This window comes from Vibrio sp. KUL80, from assembly GCF_059725495.1.
Genome location: NZ_AP045842.1, coordinates 1195691 through 1210068 on the forward strand (window position 1 = coordinate 1195691; position 14378 = coordinate 1210068).

Consider the following 14378-nt stretch of genomic DNA (forward strand, 5'->3'; position numbering starts at 1 on the left):
ATTGTTGCTGGATTGTCATATATGTGATTGAAATGAAATAAAAAAGCGGAGCCATGTGGCTCCGCTTTTCAGTCTACGCGACGTTGCTATCGTCTTTGTCTTCAGCGCCAATAAAGCCGCCGGTCTGGTGCGCCCAAAGTTGGGCATACACCCCGCCTAGTTCCACCAGTTCCTTATGGCTGCCTTGCTCGATGACTTCGCCTTTATCAAGTACGATAAGGCGGTCCATTGCAGCGATGGTAGACAGGCGGTGAGCGATAGCGATGACCGTTTTGCCTTCCATGAGTTCGTTTAGACTCTCTTGAATAGCGGCTTCTACCTCGGAGTCGAGCGCTGAGGTGGCTTCATCCAAAATCAGTATCGGCGCATTCTTGAGTAGCACTCGTGAAATGGCTATACGCTGGCGCTGACCTCCGGAAAGCTTAACGCCTCGTTCACCAACCTGAGCGTCATAGCCCTCGTTGCCGAACGGGTCGGTAAGCGTTTCGATAAACTCATGTGCATGCGCTTGTTTGGTTGCCGCAAGCAGCTCTTCTTCGCTTGCATCTGGCTTACCATACAAGATGTTGTCGCGAATAGAACGGTGCAGCAGTGACGTATCTTGTGTCACCATACCAATCTTGCTTCGCAGCGAGTCTTGAGTCACTTTTGAGATTGACTGCCCATCAATGCGAATATTGCCCCCTTCTACATCGTGGAAACGCAGAAGCAGGTTCACAAGCGTTGACTTACCCGCACCCGAACGCCCAACCAAGCCAACTTTCTCACCCGGCTTGATGTTCAGATTAAGATTACTGATTACCCCTTTGTTTTCACCATAGTGGAAACTCACGTCATCAAAGTCGATACCGCCTTGGTCAACAACGATAGGCTTCGCGTCCTTTTCATCTTTAATATCAATGGGCTTCGAGAGCGTTTTCATGCCGTCCACAACCGTACCCATGTTTTCAAACAGGGCACCGACTTCCCACATGATCCACATCGACATACCATTGATACGTAACGCCAAACCAATCGCAATCGCGATCGCACCGACTGAGATAGCACCATCCATCCAAAGATAGATAGAGATAGAGGTAACCGTAAACAGCAATACATAGTTGGTAAACTCAACAGCGACATCAAAACCTGTCACCAAGCGCATTTGACGATAGACCGTATCCAAGAATCCCTTCATACCTTTCTCGGCATACTCGGTCTCACGATCGGTGTGCGAGAAGAGTTTGACAGTAGAGATATTGGTATAGCTATCGACGATGCGTCCTGTCATGGTTGAGCGGGCATCCGCTTGCTCCGTCGCGACCTTTTTCAGTTTAGGCACAAAGTAGATTTGAATGCCGATGTAGGCACAAAGCCAAACCAGCATCGGCATCATGAGTCGCCAATCCGCTGCAGCCAGCATCACTAAGATCGATGTGAAGTAGACCGACACATAAACAAACACGTCAGCCGTTTTCATCACGGTCTCGCGAACGGCGAGTGCGGTTTGCATCACCTTAGTTGCAATACGTCCTGCGAAGTCATCTTGATAGAAGGAGAGACTTTGCTTAAGCAGGTAACGGTGTGCCTGCCAACGGATCGCCATTGGGTAGTTGCCAAGCAGAGTCTGGTGCACCAACAAGGATGCGATTAATAGAATGGTAGGCAGTACCACAAGCACACAAAAGCCGACCCAAAACAGGGTGTGTCCGTTTTCAGACAAGAAGGTTTGCGGGTCGCTCGCTGTCAACCAATCGACTATTTGACCCATAAAGCCAAACAGCATCACCTCTGCGATCGCAATGACGGTCGAGAACAGTGACATTAGAATAATGGGCTTTTCAAAGCCCCGAGTGTAGTAACGACAGAAAGCGAGTATGCCCTCTGGCGGCTTCTCAGGATCTTGCTTTGGAAAAGCTTCGGTAAATTTTTCAAAGCGTTTAAACATGATTCACCTAGTAACGTTGTAAAGTGCCTCAGTTTTAAAGGGGCACTTTCAAGAAGAGACAAGAAAACCTCCAATCCGCTTTTGAAGTCATGGGATTAGAGTAAATAGTAAGAGCGTTATTGTTTTGATTTTACATAGCGAATGTTCCGTTTCGCAGGTTAGAACACATGAAAGAGATCTGACGAATCAGATGATGACAAGTGTATAGCTTTTAACCACCTCTCTCAATAACTGCCGAAGATAAACACCTTATTTTCGTGGTCACTCGGAATAATAATCCACAATTTGGTGCATATTTTTCATTTATGCCTGACTTTTGTGCAGGAAGATTTGCGGTTTTCCTGTCATCTAGCAGTAAACATTCTTGTTTACTCTGTGATTCAATTCAGTATTCAGTAAATTAATATTTAACACGTTATTTACAATCTAAGGATTGTTGAAAACATTTCTAGTTAAGTGGATGTTCTATGAATCACGGAATGACAGCACGCAGCGATCTCAGTTTTATCGACCAAGACGAAATCAACCAAAGTAAAGTAGTCCGAGTAGGGAAGTCGGTTCAAAACGCCAATTGTGTGGTTATGGTACCGCCGAAAGAGTTTGGCTTTAACGCAGAGACCGCCGCGGACAATGAATTTCAGCATCAAGTTGACCTTGATGCGAGTTCAGTGAAGCAAAAAGCGATGTCTGAGTTCAACGCTATGGTTGAAGGGCTTCGTAAAGAAGGCGTGCAAGTAGTAGAGTTTGACTACCCGTCTGAAGCCAAAGAAACGCCGGATGCTGTGTTTCCGAATAACTGGTTTAGCACGACCCATGATGGTGCGTTCTTTACCTTCCCAATGGCCTGTGAGAATCGCCAGCGAGAGGTGAGACCTGATGCACTGATAAGCAGCTTAAACGCCGCGGGTAGGCAGGTGGTTTCGACAGATAATCTGCTTGGGTATATTGACCAGGGCGCGTTTCTAGAAAGCACTGGCGTTATGGTGAAAGACCACATCAACAAAACCATCTATGCGGCACTATCTCAACGCTGTGAGCGTGAAGCGCTCGAGGATTACGCTAAACGCATTGGTTACCATCGAGTGGTTTCCTTCCAGACAGCACTTCCATCAGGACAGCCTATCTATCACACCAACGTGATGATGGCGATCGGTGAGTACTTTGCGGTGATATGTTCAGAGGTCATCCCTGAATACGAGAGGCGTTTTGTGGTTAAGTCACTTGCGAACAGTAAACAGGTTATTGATATAAGCCTTGAGCAAGTAAACCAATTCTGCGGCAACATTCTGCAATTGGAGACGGTGAATGGTGATAAGGTGATTGCCATGTCGCAATCGGCCTTTAACGCCTTTACTCCCGCTCAAAAACAGCAGCTTGCCACCCACGGGAAATTACTGCCATTTGACGTATCTACCATAGAAAGTATTGGTGGTGGAAGCGTTCGATGTATGTTGGGTGAAGTCTTCTTGCCGACTCGCTCCCAAGCGTTATAGATGCCCCCTAATCAGCCCATTCTATGGGCTGATTGTTATCCTTTCTCTTAATTTTTCGAACCAGATAATCAAACGAGCATTCTGACGTTCGTTAAATAAAACTCCATTACTTTTCTCGCCTGATTTCAGTCTTAACTATAGCGGTAGCTGAGATTCCCAGTATTCGTGTCGGTATAGTGAAACTGTTGTTTTAGCAACTAGAATGAAGGTGAGCAATAGAGTTAGACGTCATCTCATTAACTAATGGTTATCTTAATGGTGATTAATTGAGTGCTACAAGTTAACGAAAGAATGGTCGATACTAACTCCACCGAAACGACACATCCCAAGTGAGGCTGAGATGAACTTACCGAAACTCCATCAATCGATTATTTCTGGTGACTACGACACCTTTATCGCGCTGATTGAACAAGGTGCTGACGTGAATCAGTTGGATAGTGAAATGGGTAACTCACCGCTTCACATTGCGTCGCAGCAGTCGTCGGCAAAGTGGGCGTTGGCATTGATTGATGCCGGAGCGTTTATCAACTTACAAACGCCAAAACATGGTGTGACGCCTCTGATGGTGGCGGTTTGGCATCGTAAGCCAGAGGTGGTAACAGCGCTGCTTGCTCAGCCTTTAATTAATAGTGAAATAATTTCAACGTTTGGGCTAAAAGCGGCTGATCTGACCGAGTTCGGCGCTAGCGAGGAAGACAAGTTTGGTATGCAACAAGCTAACCAACTTAAGCAGATCTTTATCGACTACAGCGCACGTCGTTCGCAGTACGACTCTTCACTAAGTGCCTATCAAATTGTCACTGATTCAGCGCTGTCAGATAAGCAAAAAGCGGCAAAGCTAAATGCACTTGAAGACTGGTCGTCGTTAAATGCGCCGTCTGCGGTTACAGCCTCTGGCAATGACGAACACACTGCGGTAATGGTTGCTGCTCGAGATGGTTTGGTCGAATCTTTGAATATTCTGATGGAGCACGGTGGTGATCAGACGATCCCCGATCATTACATGAAGGCAATCCCGCTCCATAAAGCGGCATATAACGGCAGAACCAACGCAATAAAACTGTTAGCACAGTACCCTGGATTCAAAGAAACTTTGAATGCTCAAGGCCCTAATAACGGCTATACGCCGTTGCACGACGCTGTTTGGCACGGTCATACCGAGGCTGCAAAAGTACTGATCGAAGCAGGTGCAAATACAGAGTTAGTGAGCTTTGATGGCAAAACACCGCTCGAGCTTGCGAGAGAATATCAATACCAAGATATCGTTGACTTGTTGGAGGCAAAATGAGTAAAGGCGAGCGCATCATCTCGATATTGCAATCTTGGGGAGCGAGCCCTCAACAAATACAAAACGTTGTCGATAGCGGCAATTTAGAGTCACAGGGGGAGCACATTGCGGGAATTGAGGAGTGCTTGCAGATGTTGTATCCGGACTTGTCTCGCAAAATTAGTTTTTTGAAGCAGCCATCGAAGAGTGTTTTCTTTGAAGGTAAGAAACCGCTCGATGTCATATGTTCTGGGGATGAGGCTATGCTCTCGGAGGCGCACTATATCATTCGCAGCATGCTCTGTGTTTAACCGGGAACAGGTTTTATTCTCAAATAGATTGGACATTTGCTCTAGTTTTTTTAGACTAACTTATTGAGTTGCCATTCAATAGTGAATGCAATTTTAACCTCAAAAAAGATAAGGATATCAATTGAGTAGGTTAGTCACGTATCTATTGCTTGTTCTTGGGCTGGTGATCGCGAGTCAACATCCAAGAGAGTTGGAAAACATCTTAGGGTTCGATGTTTTCCATCATATTCGAATGATTGCCCGCGATTTGGAGTATGAGTTTGACCGTATCGTTAGAGCGCTCTAGATATTAGGGCAAATCAAACAGCAGAGCTGTTACCTTTTCCGAAGAGTGGTTTGCCAGCAATACTTTTGTTTCGGATTCTACCTTCGCGCCATCTCCTGCATCGAGTGAGCTTGAGCCTACCTGCAGTGTCCCTTGTACTTGATGAACATAAAGGTTGCGACCTTCTAGTATCTCGAAACTATGCTCTGTATCAGGCTCTAAAATCAATTGATGCAATGACGCATCTTGTTTTATCTGTAAAGTCCCATCTCTGCCATCAGGTGTTGCAACAGCGGTGATGCCCGACGAGCGACCAAAGTTCTTCTGTTGATAGCCAGGCTCTTTGCCAAACTCATTTGGCTGAATCCAAATCTGTAAAAACCTTAGCTCATCGGTGGCTGAGCCGTTGTACTCGCTATGGTAAATTCCTTTTCCCGCTGACATCAGTTGAAATTCGCCAGCTGGTAGACTTTGTACATTCCCTTCGCTGTCTTTGTGCTCGATAGTTCCCTCAAGTACATAGCTAATGATCTCCATATCGCGATGCCCATGAGTATCAAAGCCTGCGCCAGCTTGCACAATATCATCATTGATTACACGTAGCGCTGAGAAACCCATATAATCAGCGTCGTAGTAACTCCCAAATGAAAAAGTGTGTTTGCTATCCAGCCAGCCAAAATTTGCACGGCCTCGGTCTTGCGAGTGTCTGACAGTGATCATAATAAGTCTCCCTTGCTTGTAACTTTGTAGGGTTGGGATTTAGTGTAGACGCGCGGTAATTAACAATGAACGGGAGTAATTCGAATAGGTCTATCAACAATTTTGAAGATCGACTGTATGAATCAAGTTATCGAGCAGGACAGTTAGCAATGATCAAACCCCGTCAGATAGGTCAAGCGTACGATACGATCACCTATATGTGGCAAAGCAAAGATTTCAATCGAAATAACGGGATCCAAGCTCATAAACGTGCACTAGGGTTCGCTAAAGAAAACGGCAGAGCGCTGGACATTGGGTGTGGCTGTACCGGAAGATTTATCGATTTACTTTGCCAACAAGGGTTCGAGCCGGAAGGTCTGGATATCTCGACTAAGATGGTTGAGCTTGCTAGGGAGCGACACCCTGATGTGACCTTTCATCATCGAGATATTTGCGAAGGGAAACTGCCATCCAAGTACGACTTTATCACAGCATGGGATAGCATTTGGCATATCCCTTTAGAACAACAAGTTCCGGTGCTAACCAAAATCGTGGAAAGCCTCAATGCTGGTGGCGTGTTCATCTTCTCATTTGGCGGCACCTTAGAAGCAGGGGAGCATACCGATGATTTTATGGGCCCCGAGGTTTACTACTCTTCTCTGGGGACAAATGGTTTCTTGAAATTGTTTATGGACCTTGGCTGTATCATTCGCCACTTAGAGTTTGATCAGCACCCAGAGCTTCACACCTATCTGATTGTGGAGAAAGGTCTCTGACACTTGAGAGTTTGTCACCACAAAAAGGCGCCATCATGGGCGCCTTTGCGGTAATAGCCTACCTTTTATAGCTTTACTAGCTCAGATTGCTCTGTAGAGAGATTCTGTTCTGCGTTTTTAGGTGCTTCACCTAGAATGTCTCGGCTTCCAGACTCACTTTGACTATTGAGTTTTACCGAGGTAATCACCCAGTTATCGCCGCTTTTTTGAAGCGTAAACTCGTAGTTACCCGATACCGCCCAAAAACCGTCATCGCCAAGCCAGTGGCTGGCAGTAATATCTGCTGATGCGCTTGCAGAGCTGCCATTCACATCCACTCTTAGGTTGCTAAGATCATGATAAGTGGCATCAAAGCCAGGCAAGAATGCCGCCCATTGTTTCATTAAATCCGTACGGTCAACGGGCGCTGCTTCGCCTCCAAACAGTGAGGTATAGTCCACAGTCACTTGCGGGGCAAACAGTCGACCTAAGTATTCAAAAGCACCTTGGTCTGCCATTGCTGAGAAGCTTTGAATATTGCTACGAATGATCGCTTCATCCTTAGATAGAGCTTGGGTTTGAGCATGCACGTTCATTGAGACTACTCCAATTAACAAGATAAACAGGTTACGAATACGCATTTTCTTAGCTCCCATTAATTACAGGTTGGCTTTGAAATGTTTGGTCATCGCAGCAACTGCGGCTTGAACGGCTTCTGGTTGGTCGTAGAAATCAAACTGAGAGACATCTTCTAGCCAGACCGCTTCAACGTTTTTGCCAGCATGGTCAAGATATTGATGTGCACCTGCAGGAAGCGCCATCGCTTCAGAGGCAACCATGATGACGGGTTTATCTTGAGTCGCTGCGCTTGCTTGAGCATCGTAGTTCAACCAACCTTCCCAAGAAGCCACGTTATATTGGTTGTCGTATTCTGGAATAAGACCACGGTCGGTTTCTGTGTAGTAAGGTGCTTGATACATCAGGGCGCCTTCGTTGGTTAGGCTTGCAGCTTCAATGTACACTGGGGTCTCACTTTGCTCCGCTTGGTGGGCAGCAGCAAGGAGATTATTGGCACTCTCTTCACCGCCGTAAATGGCAGTTGCCATTGGTTTGTCGTGCAGCCACGGTGCGACTAGTGCGACTGCAGCCACTTTGTCATTACCTGCCGTCGCATCCATCATGTAACCGGAAGACGCGCAGATTCCCAGACCCGCCACTCGACTGCCATCGACTTGTTGAAGGTTCGCTACTGCGTCGATGACGGCGCGAATGTCTTCTGTCTTACGGGTCGGATCTTCTAGGTATTTGACGGTGTCACCCGATTGACCCCATCCACGAAAATCAAAGGTGACTGCTGCGTAGCCTTGGTCTGCTAACGCTTGGGCATAAACTGCTGGCATTTGCTCTTTAACGGTTGTCCATGCTCCTGTCACAACGACCACAGGTGGATTCTCTACACCTTCAGGTAGGTAAAGATTTGCTGCTAATTGACCGACTTTAGTATCGAGTTGAATCGCTTGCATAGTTGTGTCCTCGTATTGAGCTGGATTGCTAGATTGGTCAAGGTCGTTTGCCATCCCTGATATCGAGAATAGACCGATTGTTGAAATGAGCGCTGGCTTAATCATCTTGTATCCCTCTTGCTGACTTTTCGACTTAGCCTCTGTTTGGCTAACTTGGGTATAGATTAGCTCTGGAGTGGGTTTTGAGATTGAACATTCCTGCTTGGCTTTTTGAACTTTATTGCAGCGCGATTAACTGGCTTTTTGGTCATTGACGATTAGGTCAACATTGCGCTAGTTTCAAATAATATGGAGACCAATGGAATGAATGATGAAGTCGCAATTAACCTTTATAGATCACGAAACCGGGGCGCTGTCCGATTGTGGGCAAGTGCTTGATATTGAAAACTCTAATCAAGGTTTAGGTTGGAATGGTGTGGTGATTGAAAAGGGCAGTTCGCCGCATTTCTATCCGCAAAATGTCCATACGCCTTATTTCTATTTTGCGCTGGCTTTAGAGCAGGACCTTACTTGGGAAGTCGAAAAAGAGGAGGGCATTGCATCTCTGAAAACGAGTCCTGGTAACATCTGGATCAACCCTCCCAAAACCCCGTTTACACATAATATTGATGAGCCCTGCTATTTCGTCATCCTTGCTGTGGAAGAGAGCGTCTTTCTTGAGCTTTGTCCATTAAATTTAGAGGGTGTACCACTTCAGTTTCTCAATAATTACAATGTATTAGATGAGTCCATTAAAGGTGTGATAGAACTGTTCTTGCTAGAGAGTGAGAACAAAGGGCGTAACGGTCCTGTTTACCTCAATAATCTGATATCTCTTTTGGCGACGCACTACATTCAAAACTACTCCAACTATGTTGACATTAAGAACAGTCAACTAGCTGCGTCTAAATTCGATCAAAGGCAAATGGATCGTGTTGATGCGTATATCGCGGAAAACATCGGTAGCAACATCTCGGTGGACGATCTCGCAGATCTTTTGGGCTGTAGTAAGTTTTACTTTCTGCGAGAGTTTAAAAAGCTTGCTGGCGTGACCCCCTATCAATATCTTGTGAGCCAACGGCTTGAGCAAGCCAAGCAGAGGCTCAGTGCTTGTAGTGTTAACATTGCTGTTACGGCGCAAGAGCTTGGCTTCAACGATCAATCTCATTTAACTCGGGCATTTAAAGCGCATTTTGGCGTGACACCGGGACAGTTTGTTAAGCAGCATAGCGTTGAGTGAGCCAAGCTCACACTTATTCATTTCGTTTAAGCGAACTATCAAATGAGTTTAGATGAGGTGTCGTTGGACTTCGTGACCCACATTTTACTGACCTCAGATTAAAAGAAAGCCGAAGCGATATGCCTTGGCTTCCTTGTCGTTGCGATGCGAACGGCTATAAACGCAGCTCTAAGAGATTACTTGAGCTATCGCCTTTTTCGCTAAAGCTTCATCTTCGGCTTCACTCATACCACTTATACCAACCGCACCAATGACTTTACCATCCAATTCTATAGGGACACCGCCACCGAGACCTGTGAACTTAGCGTCCGTCCAGTAGCCCATATCCTTGCCGGTTTCTTGAGCCCATTTGCCGAGGTTGCCACTTGGTTGGCGCTCTCGTGCGGCAGTATAGGCTTTGTTTGGGGCTAATACGCCAGATTGTAAACTGCAATTATCCATCTTGAAGAACGAGATGAGTTCTCCGTGACTGTCGGTCACCGCTGCGGCGAGGTGCAGGTTGTTTTCGTTCGCGTACGCTTGAACAAAGTTCAGTATCTTTTGTGCTTGGTCTAATGTCATGATTTGTCCTTCCTATGGCATTTGCTGGCCGCGAGCAGCGACAAATAGTGAATACCAGTCTTCACGAGTGAGTTCGAAAGACTCAGCCTGAGCACAAGCGCGGATACGGTCAGGATTAGTGGTACCAATTACAGGTGCAATCTTCGCAGGGTGGCGCAACAGCCATCCTAAGACGATAGCTTCTGTAGAGACTTGATATTTGGCGGCTAGCTCAGCGACGGTAGCGGCGGTGTTTTTCACTGCCTCCGGCTGGTTGCTGATGTCACGACCAGTAAATAGGCCTTGGCTTAGGCTACCCCATGCTTGTAGCTCTATGTTATTGCTGCGGCAATACTCTATGGTGCCAAGTGTTGAACTTGCATGTGAGGTAACGCCCTCTTCAAGCCAGTCTAGTTTGGTGATACTCATCTCTAACTGATTGCAAACGATAGGTGTAGATAGCGCCGACTGAAGCAGGGCCATCTGGTGCAAGTTCATGTTGGACACGCCTAACTGACGGATTTTACCTGACTGTTTCAACGCCTCGACCGCTTCTGCTACTTCCTCTGGCACCATCAGTGGATCTGGACGGTGAAGGAGCAGTGTATCGATTTGCTCTATACCCAAACGCTCAAGAATGCCATCAACCATGTTGAGAATATGCGTTTTCGAAAAATCGTATCGACCTGGACCGGTTTCATCGGCGAAGCGAATACCGCACTTAGACTGAATGGTGAGTTGGTCGGCTAACTCTGGGCGATCTTTTAGCGCGATCCCAAAGACTTTTTCCGCTTTGCCGCGTGTATAGATGTCTGCATGATCGAACACGGTAATTCCAGATTCAATCGCAGTATCAATAACTTGATGGGCTTGTTGAATGTGGTTAGCGGTAATAGGGCTATCATCCCATCCACCACCGAGCCCCATGCAACCGTAAATAAGTTGAGAGTGGTTTCCTTTGTTCACATTTTGAGAAGACATCTTACGACTCCATTTTTATTTTGACTGACACTAGAATGCCTGAAGAAATTGGTAAGAAAAATATAGCCAATAAAAATCATTATTTGATATAACAAACAATAAAGTGAGCGAGATCAGAGTTAGGTAAAGTGAATGCAGCATAAGAAAATAGAAAAGCTGATGTTATTTGCAGAAGTAGCGAAACAGCTGAGTTTCACCAGGGCAGCGGATGCGCTGGATATTTCGCGTGGCTATCTCTCGACACAAATCAAACAGCTTGAAAAAGAGCTGGGCTACAGCTTGATGATTCGTTCTACAAGAAGCATTCGATTAACGCCTCAAGGGGAGAGGGTGGCGGCTGGGATGGAGTCTATCTCACAGACGCTGGTGGATCTTGAACGTAGAGCCGAATATGAAAATCAGTGCCTTGAGGGGACGATTCGAATTACTGCACCTATGCAGTTTACTCAAGGGGTATTGTTAGATTTGTGCCGCCGGTTCAGTCATAAACACCCAGGCATACAGTTTGATGTTGAATGCAGCTATCGAAGCTTTAATCTGGTGAGAGACAATTTCGATTTCGCTTTTCGAGCAACGCGAAATCCACCTGAGAACATGATTGCTAAAAAGCTCTTTTCTTATAGCCATGCAGTGACGGGCTCTCCCGACTATTTTTCGCAAAAAAGTGTGCCTACACACCCAAAACAATTGGTCGAACATGATTGCATGAACAATAGTGATGATGCGACCTGGTCATTTGCAGACGGTGATTACCCAATTCGTGGTTGGCTTAAGAATAACGATAATTTGATCCTAAAAACGCAGGCTCTTGAAGCCAGAGGCATCATCTACACACCGGACTACTTTGTTCGTAAAGAAGTAGACAGTGGTAAATTGTTCAGCGTGTTATCAGACCATATATCGACGTCGAATGACTTTTACTTGCTGTATCCACCCATCGTTAACCGTTCGCAACGACTTAGCAAGTTTATCGAGTTCATCTTGCAAGAATTCGCTCCTGAATCTGAAGCTTCCTAGCCTTACATTTACTGACCTCTTAATACAGTAATTCTGCACTAGTTGATTAACATGTAAGCAACTAGCGCGATAGATATAAGGGGACAGGGATGAGATACAGTCTTAGTGCGCTCGCTTTACTAAGTAGTTTGGTTAGTGCAGGGGAGTTTTCTACTGCTGAATCGCCGGCGGCAGGTTGTCCGGGTGATTTCTTTACTAAGAAGGCTAAGGTCTTTGATGCAGTGACCATTTGTGCCACTCAACGTGTGTCAGATAAAAAATTGCAGCATGCTGCGAACGTGACGGCGCAATGGCTTGATAATAATCAAGATGGCGTGGTTGATGAACCAAGATTGATTGTTCCACTGCAGGGCAATCATGCGACTTTGTTGATGAGCAGCGAAGGATTTAGCGACCAAGCGTTTGATAAACTTGAGCCTTATTTTGATTATATGGTTGGCCAGGATCTAGCCGCTAATGAAACCGACCCGCATCGTCAACGAGATGCGTCTCAAGAGGAGATTCATCACCTTATCGTCAATGCTGGATGGCAATCATATTTGCCGAAGGTGTTTAGTGACAGTAAAACACAACGCAGTGAGATCTATAAACAGTGGCAGTTAGCGGAGCAACAAGGGCTGTATAAGTATGATGACCCTACCTGTGATGATGCGTGTAAAACCATAGAGTTCTTCTATTTGGGAACGGCCGCATACTTGGGCTCTAAAGCCGATCTTGAAAGCGATGAGATGCGTGTCAAAACGCGCAAAGAGTTACAGCACATGTTGCCGGGGCTTGTGAAAATCTTCGAGTCGAAGCGTTATCACTATCCAGCAGTAAAGTGGCCAGATGGGAACTATGCTTTTTCGAGCAATATTGCTTACGTGGGAACCGAACTTAGATAGCGAGCGCTTTATCGCTGAGCGAAAGCCGAATATATAAAGAGATGCGTAGAGCTATTTGCACCCCCTTTATCGGTATAGATTCGGCATTAGCATCGCTTTTGGGGACTAAGTCCTCAAACACCACACCCTTAAAAACTCTGCCAAATCGCCGTCAGACCACTAATTGAACACAGCAATAAAGCCGCCAGTCGAACTTTCTCTTTAGGTAGTGACTGAGTAGTAAGTCTTGCTAAGTGATAGCCTAACCACGCGGCGGGAATGAGTGGCACAGTGATATAGAGGTGATGGAGTGTTAGAAAGCCGATAGGGGCTTGCACAATGAGCGACATAATTGAGCTGAACACAAAGAACGCAGATAAGTTGCCGCGTAATTGATTTGCTTCTTGGTGTTGAAGTAGAAGTGCCATCGGCGGACCACCAATACCACTGCTAGTGCCAAAGAAGCCAGAAAAGAAGCCTGCAATACCCATTCTTGTTGGTGTCGGTTCAATACGCACGGGTAAAAGGCTAACCACAACGGCAAATACAACCAACAGCCCCAGCCAAAGTGACAGCACTTGAGTCGATACGTATAGCAACAAAGCTGCACCCGCAATAGAGCCAGGAACGCGACCTATCATTGCCATTTTAAGTCCGCCGATAGCGATGTTGCTTCTATGCTTCATGGCGTTAAGGAGTGAGATAAACAAAGCGACGAGGCAAATCGGAGCCGGCACATAGTCTGGAGAGACCTGAAACAAGAGAGGTGCCGCCACAATTGCGAGCCCAAAGCCGATTGCTGTTTGCACGTAAGCGCCAACGAAGATCAATAGCATCGCAATGAGTGAGGTTTGGCTGAGCCAATCAGCAAGCATGAATCATCCTTTTTAATATCAAAGGTCATAGAGGGCGACATTGTACCGCTAAGTTACGGTAAGGGGCAGAGGACTTTAACGATAAACTGGATATTATTGATATATAGGAAGGCATGAAATAATTGATTTAAGTCAAGCTTAATGCCTTAAAATAAAAAAAGGGAGCAAATAGCTCCCTAAAAATATAAAGCAACGTAAAAAGGTTTATTAGAAGAATGTCGCTGTATATTCCCTTACAAAAATTAATCAGAGTTTTCCATCCCTGTGCACAGTAATAATTCAGCGGCGAATGCACCACTACTGAATGTGATACCAGCCATCAATAGCACGATAGCGTACTTGCTTGCTATGATACATAACCCTAAGGTGTTGATTATTCTCTCCATATTACTTCTCCTTAAATCAGGAACCGTTATTGACTGGGTATATTTTACAATAACCCACAAGGCCAAATTGCGAGCCGACGCTATTATTAAATCGATTTATGAATTATGTTCCGTAAAACGCGAACGCGTCATAGAATTACAACTGGTTACAATCAATTTTGATTATTGATGCTGACGAATATCACTTTAGTTATTTCACTTAAGAGATTGGGTTTGATAACGATATAGCATTTTGCCTGAGTAAGACTTTGCCTTTA

General features: G+C 45.7%; 16 protein-coding genes. 8 read left to right on the plus strand and 8 right to left on the minus strand.

The window, feature by feature from the left end; translation table 11 throughout:
* Positions 1-73: 73 nt before the first annotated feature.
* Entirely contained in the window at positions 74-1927 is a 1854-nt protein-coding gene (locus AC6I8U_RS21790; protein WP_394149497.1) for an ABC transporter ATP-binding protein, read from the minus strand.
* A 467-nt stretch (positions 1928-2394) separates the two neighbouring features.
* Here AC6I8U_RS21790 and AC6I8U_RS21795 point away from each other — a divergent pair, with 467 nt between their 5' ends.
* From AC6I8U_RS21795 to AC6I8U_RS21810, 4 genes are all read left to right on the plus strand, one after another.
* Positions 2395-3420: an arginine deiminase-related protein gene (locus AC6I8U_RS21795; protein WP_394149495.1), complete on the plus strand. Its 1026-nt coding sequence runs from the start codon at positions 2395-2397 to the stop codon at positions 3418-3420.
* 340 nt (positions 3421-3760) lie between these two features.
* Entirely contained in the window at positions 3761-4708 is a 948-nt protein-coding gene (locus AC6I8U_RS21800) for an ankyrin repeat domain-containing protein (RefSeq protein WP_498018507.1), read from the plus strand.
* Positions 4705-4998, plus strand: a complete 294-nt coding sequence (locus tag AC6I8U_RS21805) for a hypothetical protein (RefSeq protein WP_498018508.1) — start codon at positions 4705-4707, stop codon at positions 4996-4998. The genes AC6I8U_RS21800 and AC6I8U_RS21805 overlap by 4 nt, the downstream gene beginning before the upstream one ends.
* A 121-nt stretch (positions 4999-5119) precedes the next feature.
* Positions 5120-5284: a hypothetical protein gene (locus AC6I8U_RS21810; protein ID WP_394149492.1), complete on the plus strand. Its 165-nt coding sequence runs from the start codon at positions 5120-5122 to the stop codon at positions 5282-5284.
* Positions 5285-5287: 3 nt separating this feature from the next.
* On the opposite strand, the gene AC6I8U_RS21815 is transcribed toward AC6I8U_RS21810, so the two are convergent.
* A complete protein-coding gene (locus AC6I8U_RS21815; protein WP_394149490.1) occupies positions 5288-5983 on the minus strand; it encodes a pirin family protein in 696 nt (231 codons plus the stop codon).
* Positions 5984-6135: 152 nt separating this feature from the next.
* On the opposite strand from AC6I8U_RS21815, the gene AC6I8U_RS21820 reads away from it, so the two are divergent.
* A complete protein-coding gene (locus AC6I8U_RS21820) occupies positions 6136-6738 on the plus strand; it encodes a class I SAM-dependent methyltransferase (protein WP_498019627.1) in 603 nt (200 codons plus the stop codon).
* Positions 6739-6803: 65 nt separating this feature from the next.
* Here AC6I8U_RS21820 and AC6I8U_RS21825 read toward each other — a convergent pair whose 3' ends face one another.
* Positions 6804-7358 carry a nuclear transport factor 2 family protein gene (locus AC6I8U_RS21825; protein ID WP_498018509.1) on the minus strand — a complete coding sequence of 185 codons (555 nt, stop codon included), beginning with the start codon at positions 7356-7358 and terminating at the stop codon, positions 6804-6806.
* Positions 7359-7376: 18 nt separating this feature from the next.
* Positions 7377-8294 carry an alpha/beta hydrolase gene (locus AC6I8U_RS21830; protein WP_498019628.1) on the minus strand — a complete coding sequence of 306 codons (918 nt, stop codon included), beginning with the start codon at positions 8292-8294 and terminating at the stop codon, positions 7377-7379.
* 256 nt (positions 8295-8550) lie between these two features.
* On the opposite strand from AC6I8U_RS21830, the gene AC6I8U_RS21835 reads away from it, so the two are divergent.
* Entirely contained in the window at positions 8551-9459 is a 909-nt protein-coding gene (locus tag AC6I8U_RS21835) for a helix-turn-helix domain-containing protein (protein ID WP_498019629.1), read from the plus strand.
* 168 nt (positions 9460-9627) lie between these two features.
* Here the strand turns inward: AC6I8U_RS21835 and AC6I8U_RS21840 are convergent, their stop codons facing one another.
* Entirely contained in the window at positions 9628-10020 is a 393-nt protein-coding gene (locus tag AC6I8U_RS21840) for a GlcG/HbpS family heme-binding protein (RefSeq protein WP_498018510.1), read from the minus strand.
* Positions 10021-10032: 12 nt separating this feature from the next.
* On the minus strand, positions 10033-10980 hold the full coding sequence (locus AC6I8U_RS21845) for an aldo/keto reductase (RefSeq protein ID WP_498018511.1): 948 nt from the start codon (positions 10978-10980) through the stop codon (positions 10033-10035).
* Positions 10981-11112: 132 nt separating this feature from the next.
* Between AC6I8U_RS21845 and AC6I8U_RS21850 the strand changes: the two genes are divergently transcribed.
* Together AC6I8U_RS21850 and AC6I8U_RS21855 are read left to right on the plus strand one after the other, a co-directional pair.
* Positions 11113-11997, plus strand: coding sequence for a LysR family transcriptional regulator (locus AC6I8U_RS21850; protein ID WP_498018512.1), 885 nt, complete (start codon positions 11113-11115; stop codon positions 11995-11997).
* Positions 11998-12086: 89 nt separating this feature from the next.
* Positions 12087-12881: a hypothetical protein gene (locus tag AC6I8U_RS21855; RefSeq protein WP_498018514.1), complete on the plus strand. Its 795-nt coding sequence runs from the start codon at positions 12087-12089 to the stop codon at positions 12879-12881.
* Between the two features lie 128 nt (positions 12882-13009).
* Here the strand turns inward: AC6I8U_RS21855 and AC6I8U_RS21860 are convergent, their stop codons facing one another.
* Entirely contained in the window at positions 13010-13735 is a 726-nt protein-coding gene (locus AC6I8U_RS21860; RefSeq protein ID WP_498018515.1) for a sulfite exporter TauE/SafE family protein, read from the minus strand.
* 242 nt (positions 13736-13977) lie between these two features.
* Positions 13978-14121: a hypothetical protein gene (locus AC6I8U_RS21865; RefSeq protein WP_197058751.1), complete on the minus strand. Its 144-nt coding sequence runs from the start codon at positions 14119-14121 to the stop codon at positions 13978-13980.
* Between the last annotated feature and the right edge of the window lie 257 nt (positions 14122-14378).

Excerpts from the sequence above, each read along its gene's own strand:
- AC6I8U_RS21830 (WP_498019628.1), bottom strand. The coding sequence starts at position 8,294 with ATGGCAAACGACCTTGACCAATCTAGCAATCCAGCTCAATACGAGGAC.
- AC6I8U_RS21800 (WP_498018507.1), top strand. The coding sequence starts at position 3,761 with ATGAACTTACCGAAACTCCATCAATCGATTATTTCTGGTGACTACGAC.
- AC6I8U_RS21805 (WP_498018508.1), top strand. The coding sequence starts at position 4,705 with ATGAGTAAAGGCGAGCGCATCATCTCGATATTGCAATCTTGGGGAGCG.
- AC6I8U_RS21850 (WP_498018512.1), top strand. The coding sequence starts at position 11,113 with ATGCAGCATAAGAAAATAGAAAAGCTGATGTTATTTGCAGAAGTAGCG.
- AC6I8U_RS21855 (WP_498018514.1), top strand. The coding sequence starts at position 12,087 with ATGAGATACAGTCTTAGTGCGCTCGCTTTACTAAGTAGTTTGGTTAGT.
- AC6I8U_RS21835 (WP_498019629.1), top strand. The coding sequence starts at position 8,551 with ATGAAGTCGCAATTAACCTTTATAGATCACGAAACCGGGGCGCTGTCC.
- AC6I8U_RS21860 (WP_498018515.1), bottom strand. The coding sequence starts at position 13,735 with ATGCTTGCTGATTGGCTCAGCCAAACCTCACTCATTGCGATGCTATTG.
- AC6I8U_RS21790 (WP_394149497.1), bottom strand. The coding sequence starts at position 1,927 with ATGTTTAAACGCTTTGAAAAATTTACCGAAGCTTTTCCAAAGCAAGAT.
- AC6I8U_RS21815 (WP_394149490.1), bottom strand. The coding sequence starts at position 5,983 with ATGATCACTGTCAGACACTCGCAAGACCGAGGCCGTGCAAATTTTGGC.
- AC6I8U_RS21795 (WP_394149495.1), top strand. The coding sequence starts at position 2,395 with ATGAATCACGGAATGACAGCACGCAGCGATCTCAGTTTTATCGACCAA.
- AC6I8U_RS21825 (WP_498018509.1), bottom strand. The coding sequence starts at position 7,358 with ATGCGTATTCGTAACCTGTTTATCTTGTTAATTGGAGTAGTCTCAATG.
- AC6I8U_RS21845 (WP_498018511.1), bottom strand. The coding sequence starts at position 10,980 with ATGTCTTCTCAAAATGTGAACAAAGGAAACCACTCTCAACTTATTTAC.
- AC6I8U_RS21865 (WP_197058751.1), bottom strand. The coding sequence starts at position 14,121 with ATGGAGAGAATAATCAACACCTTAGGGTTATGTATCATAGCAAGCAAG.
- AC6I8U_RS21840 (WP_498018510.1), bottom strand. The coding sequence starts at position 10,020 with ATGACATTAGACCAAGCACAAAAGATACTGAACTTTGTTCAAGCGTAC.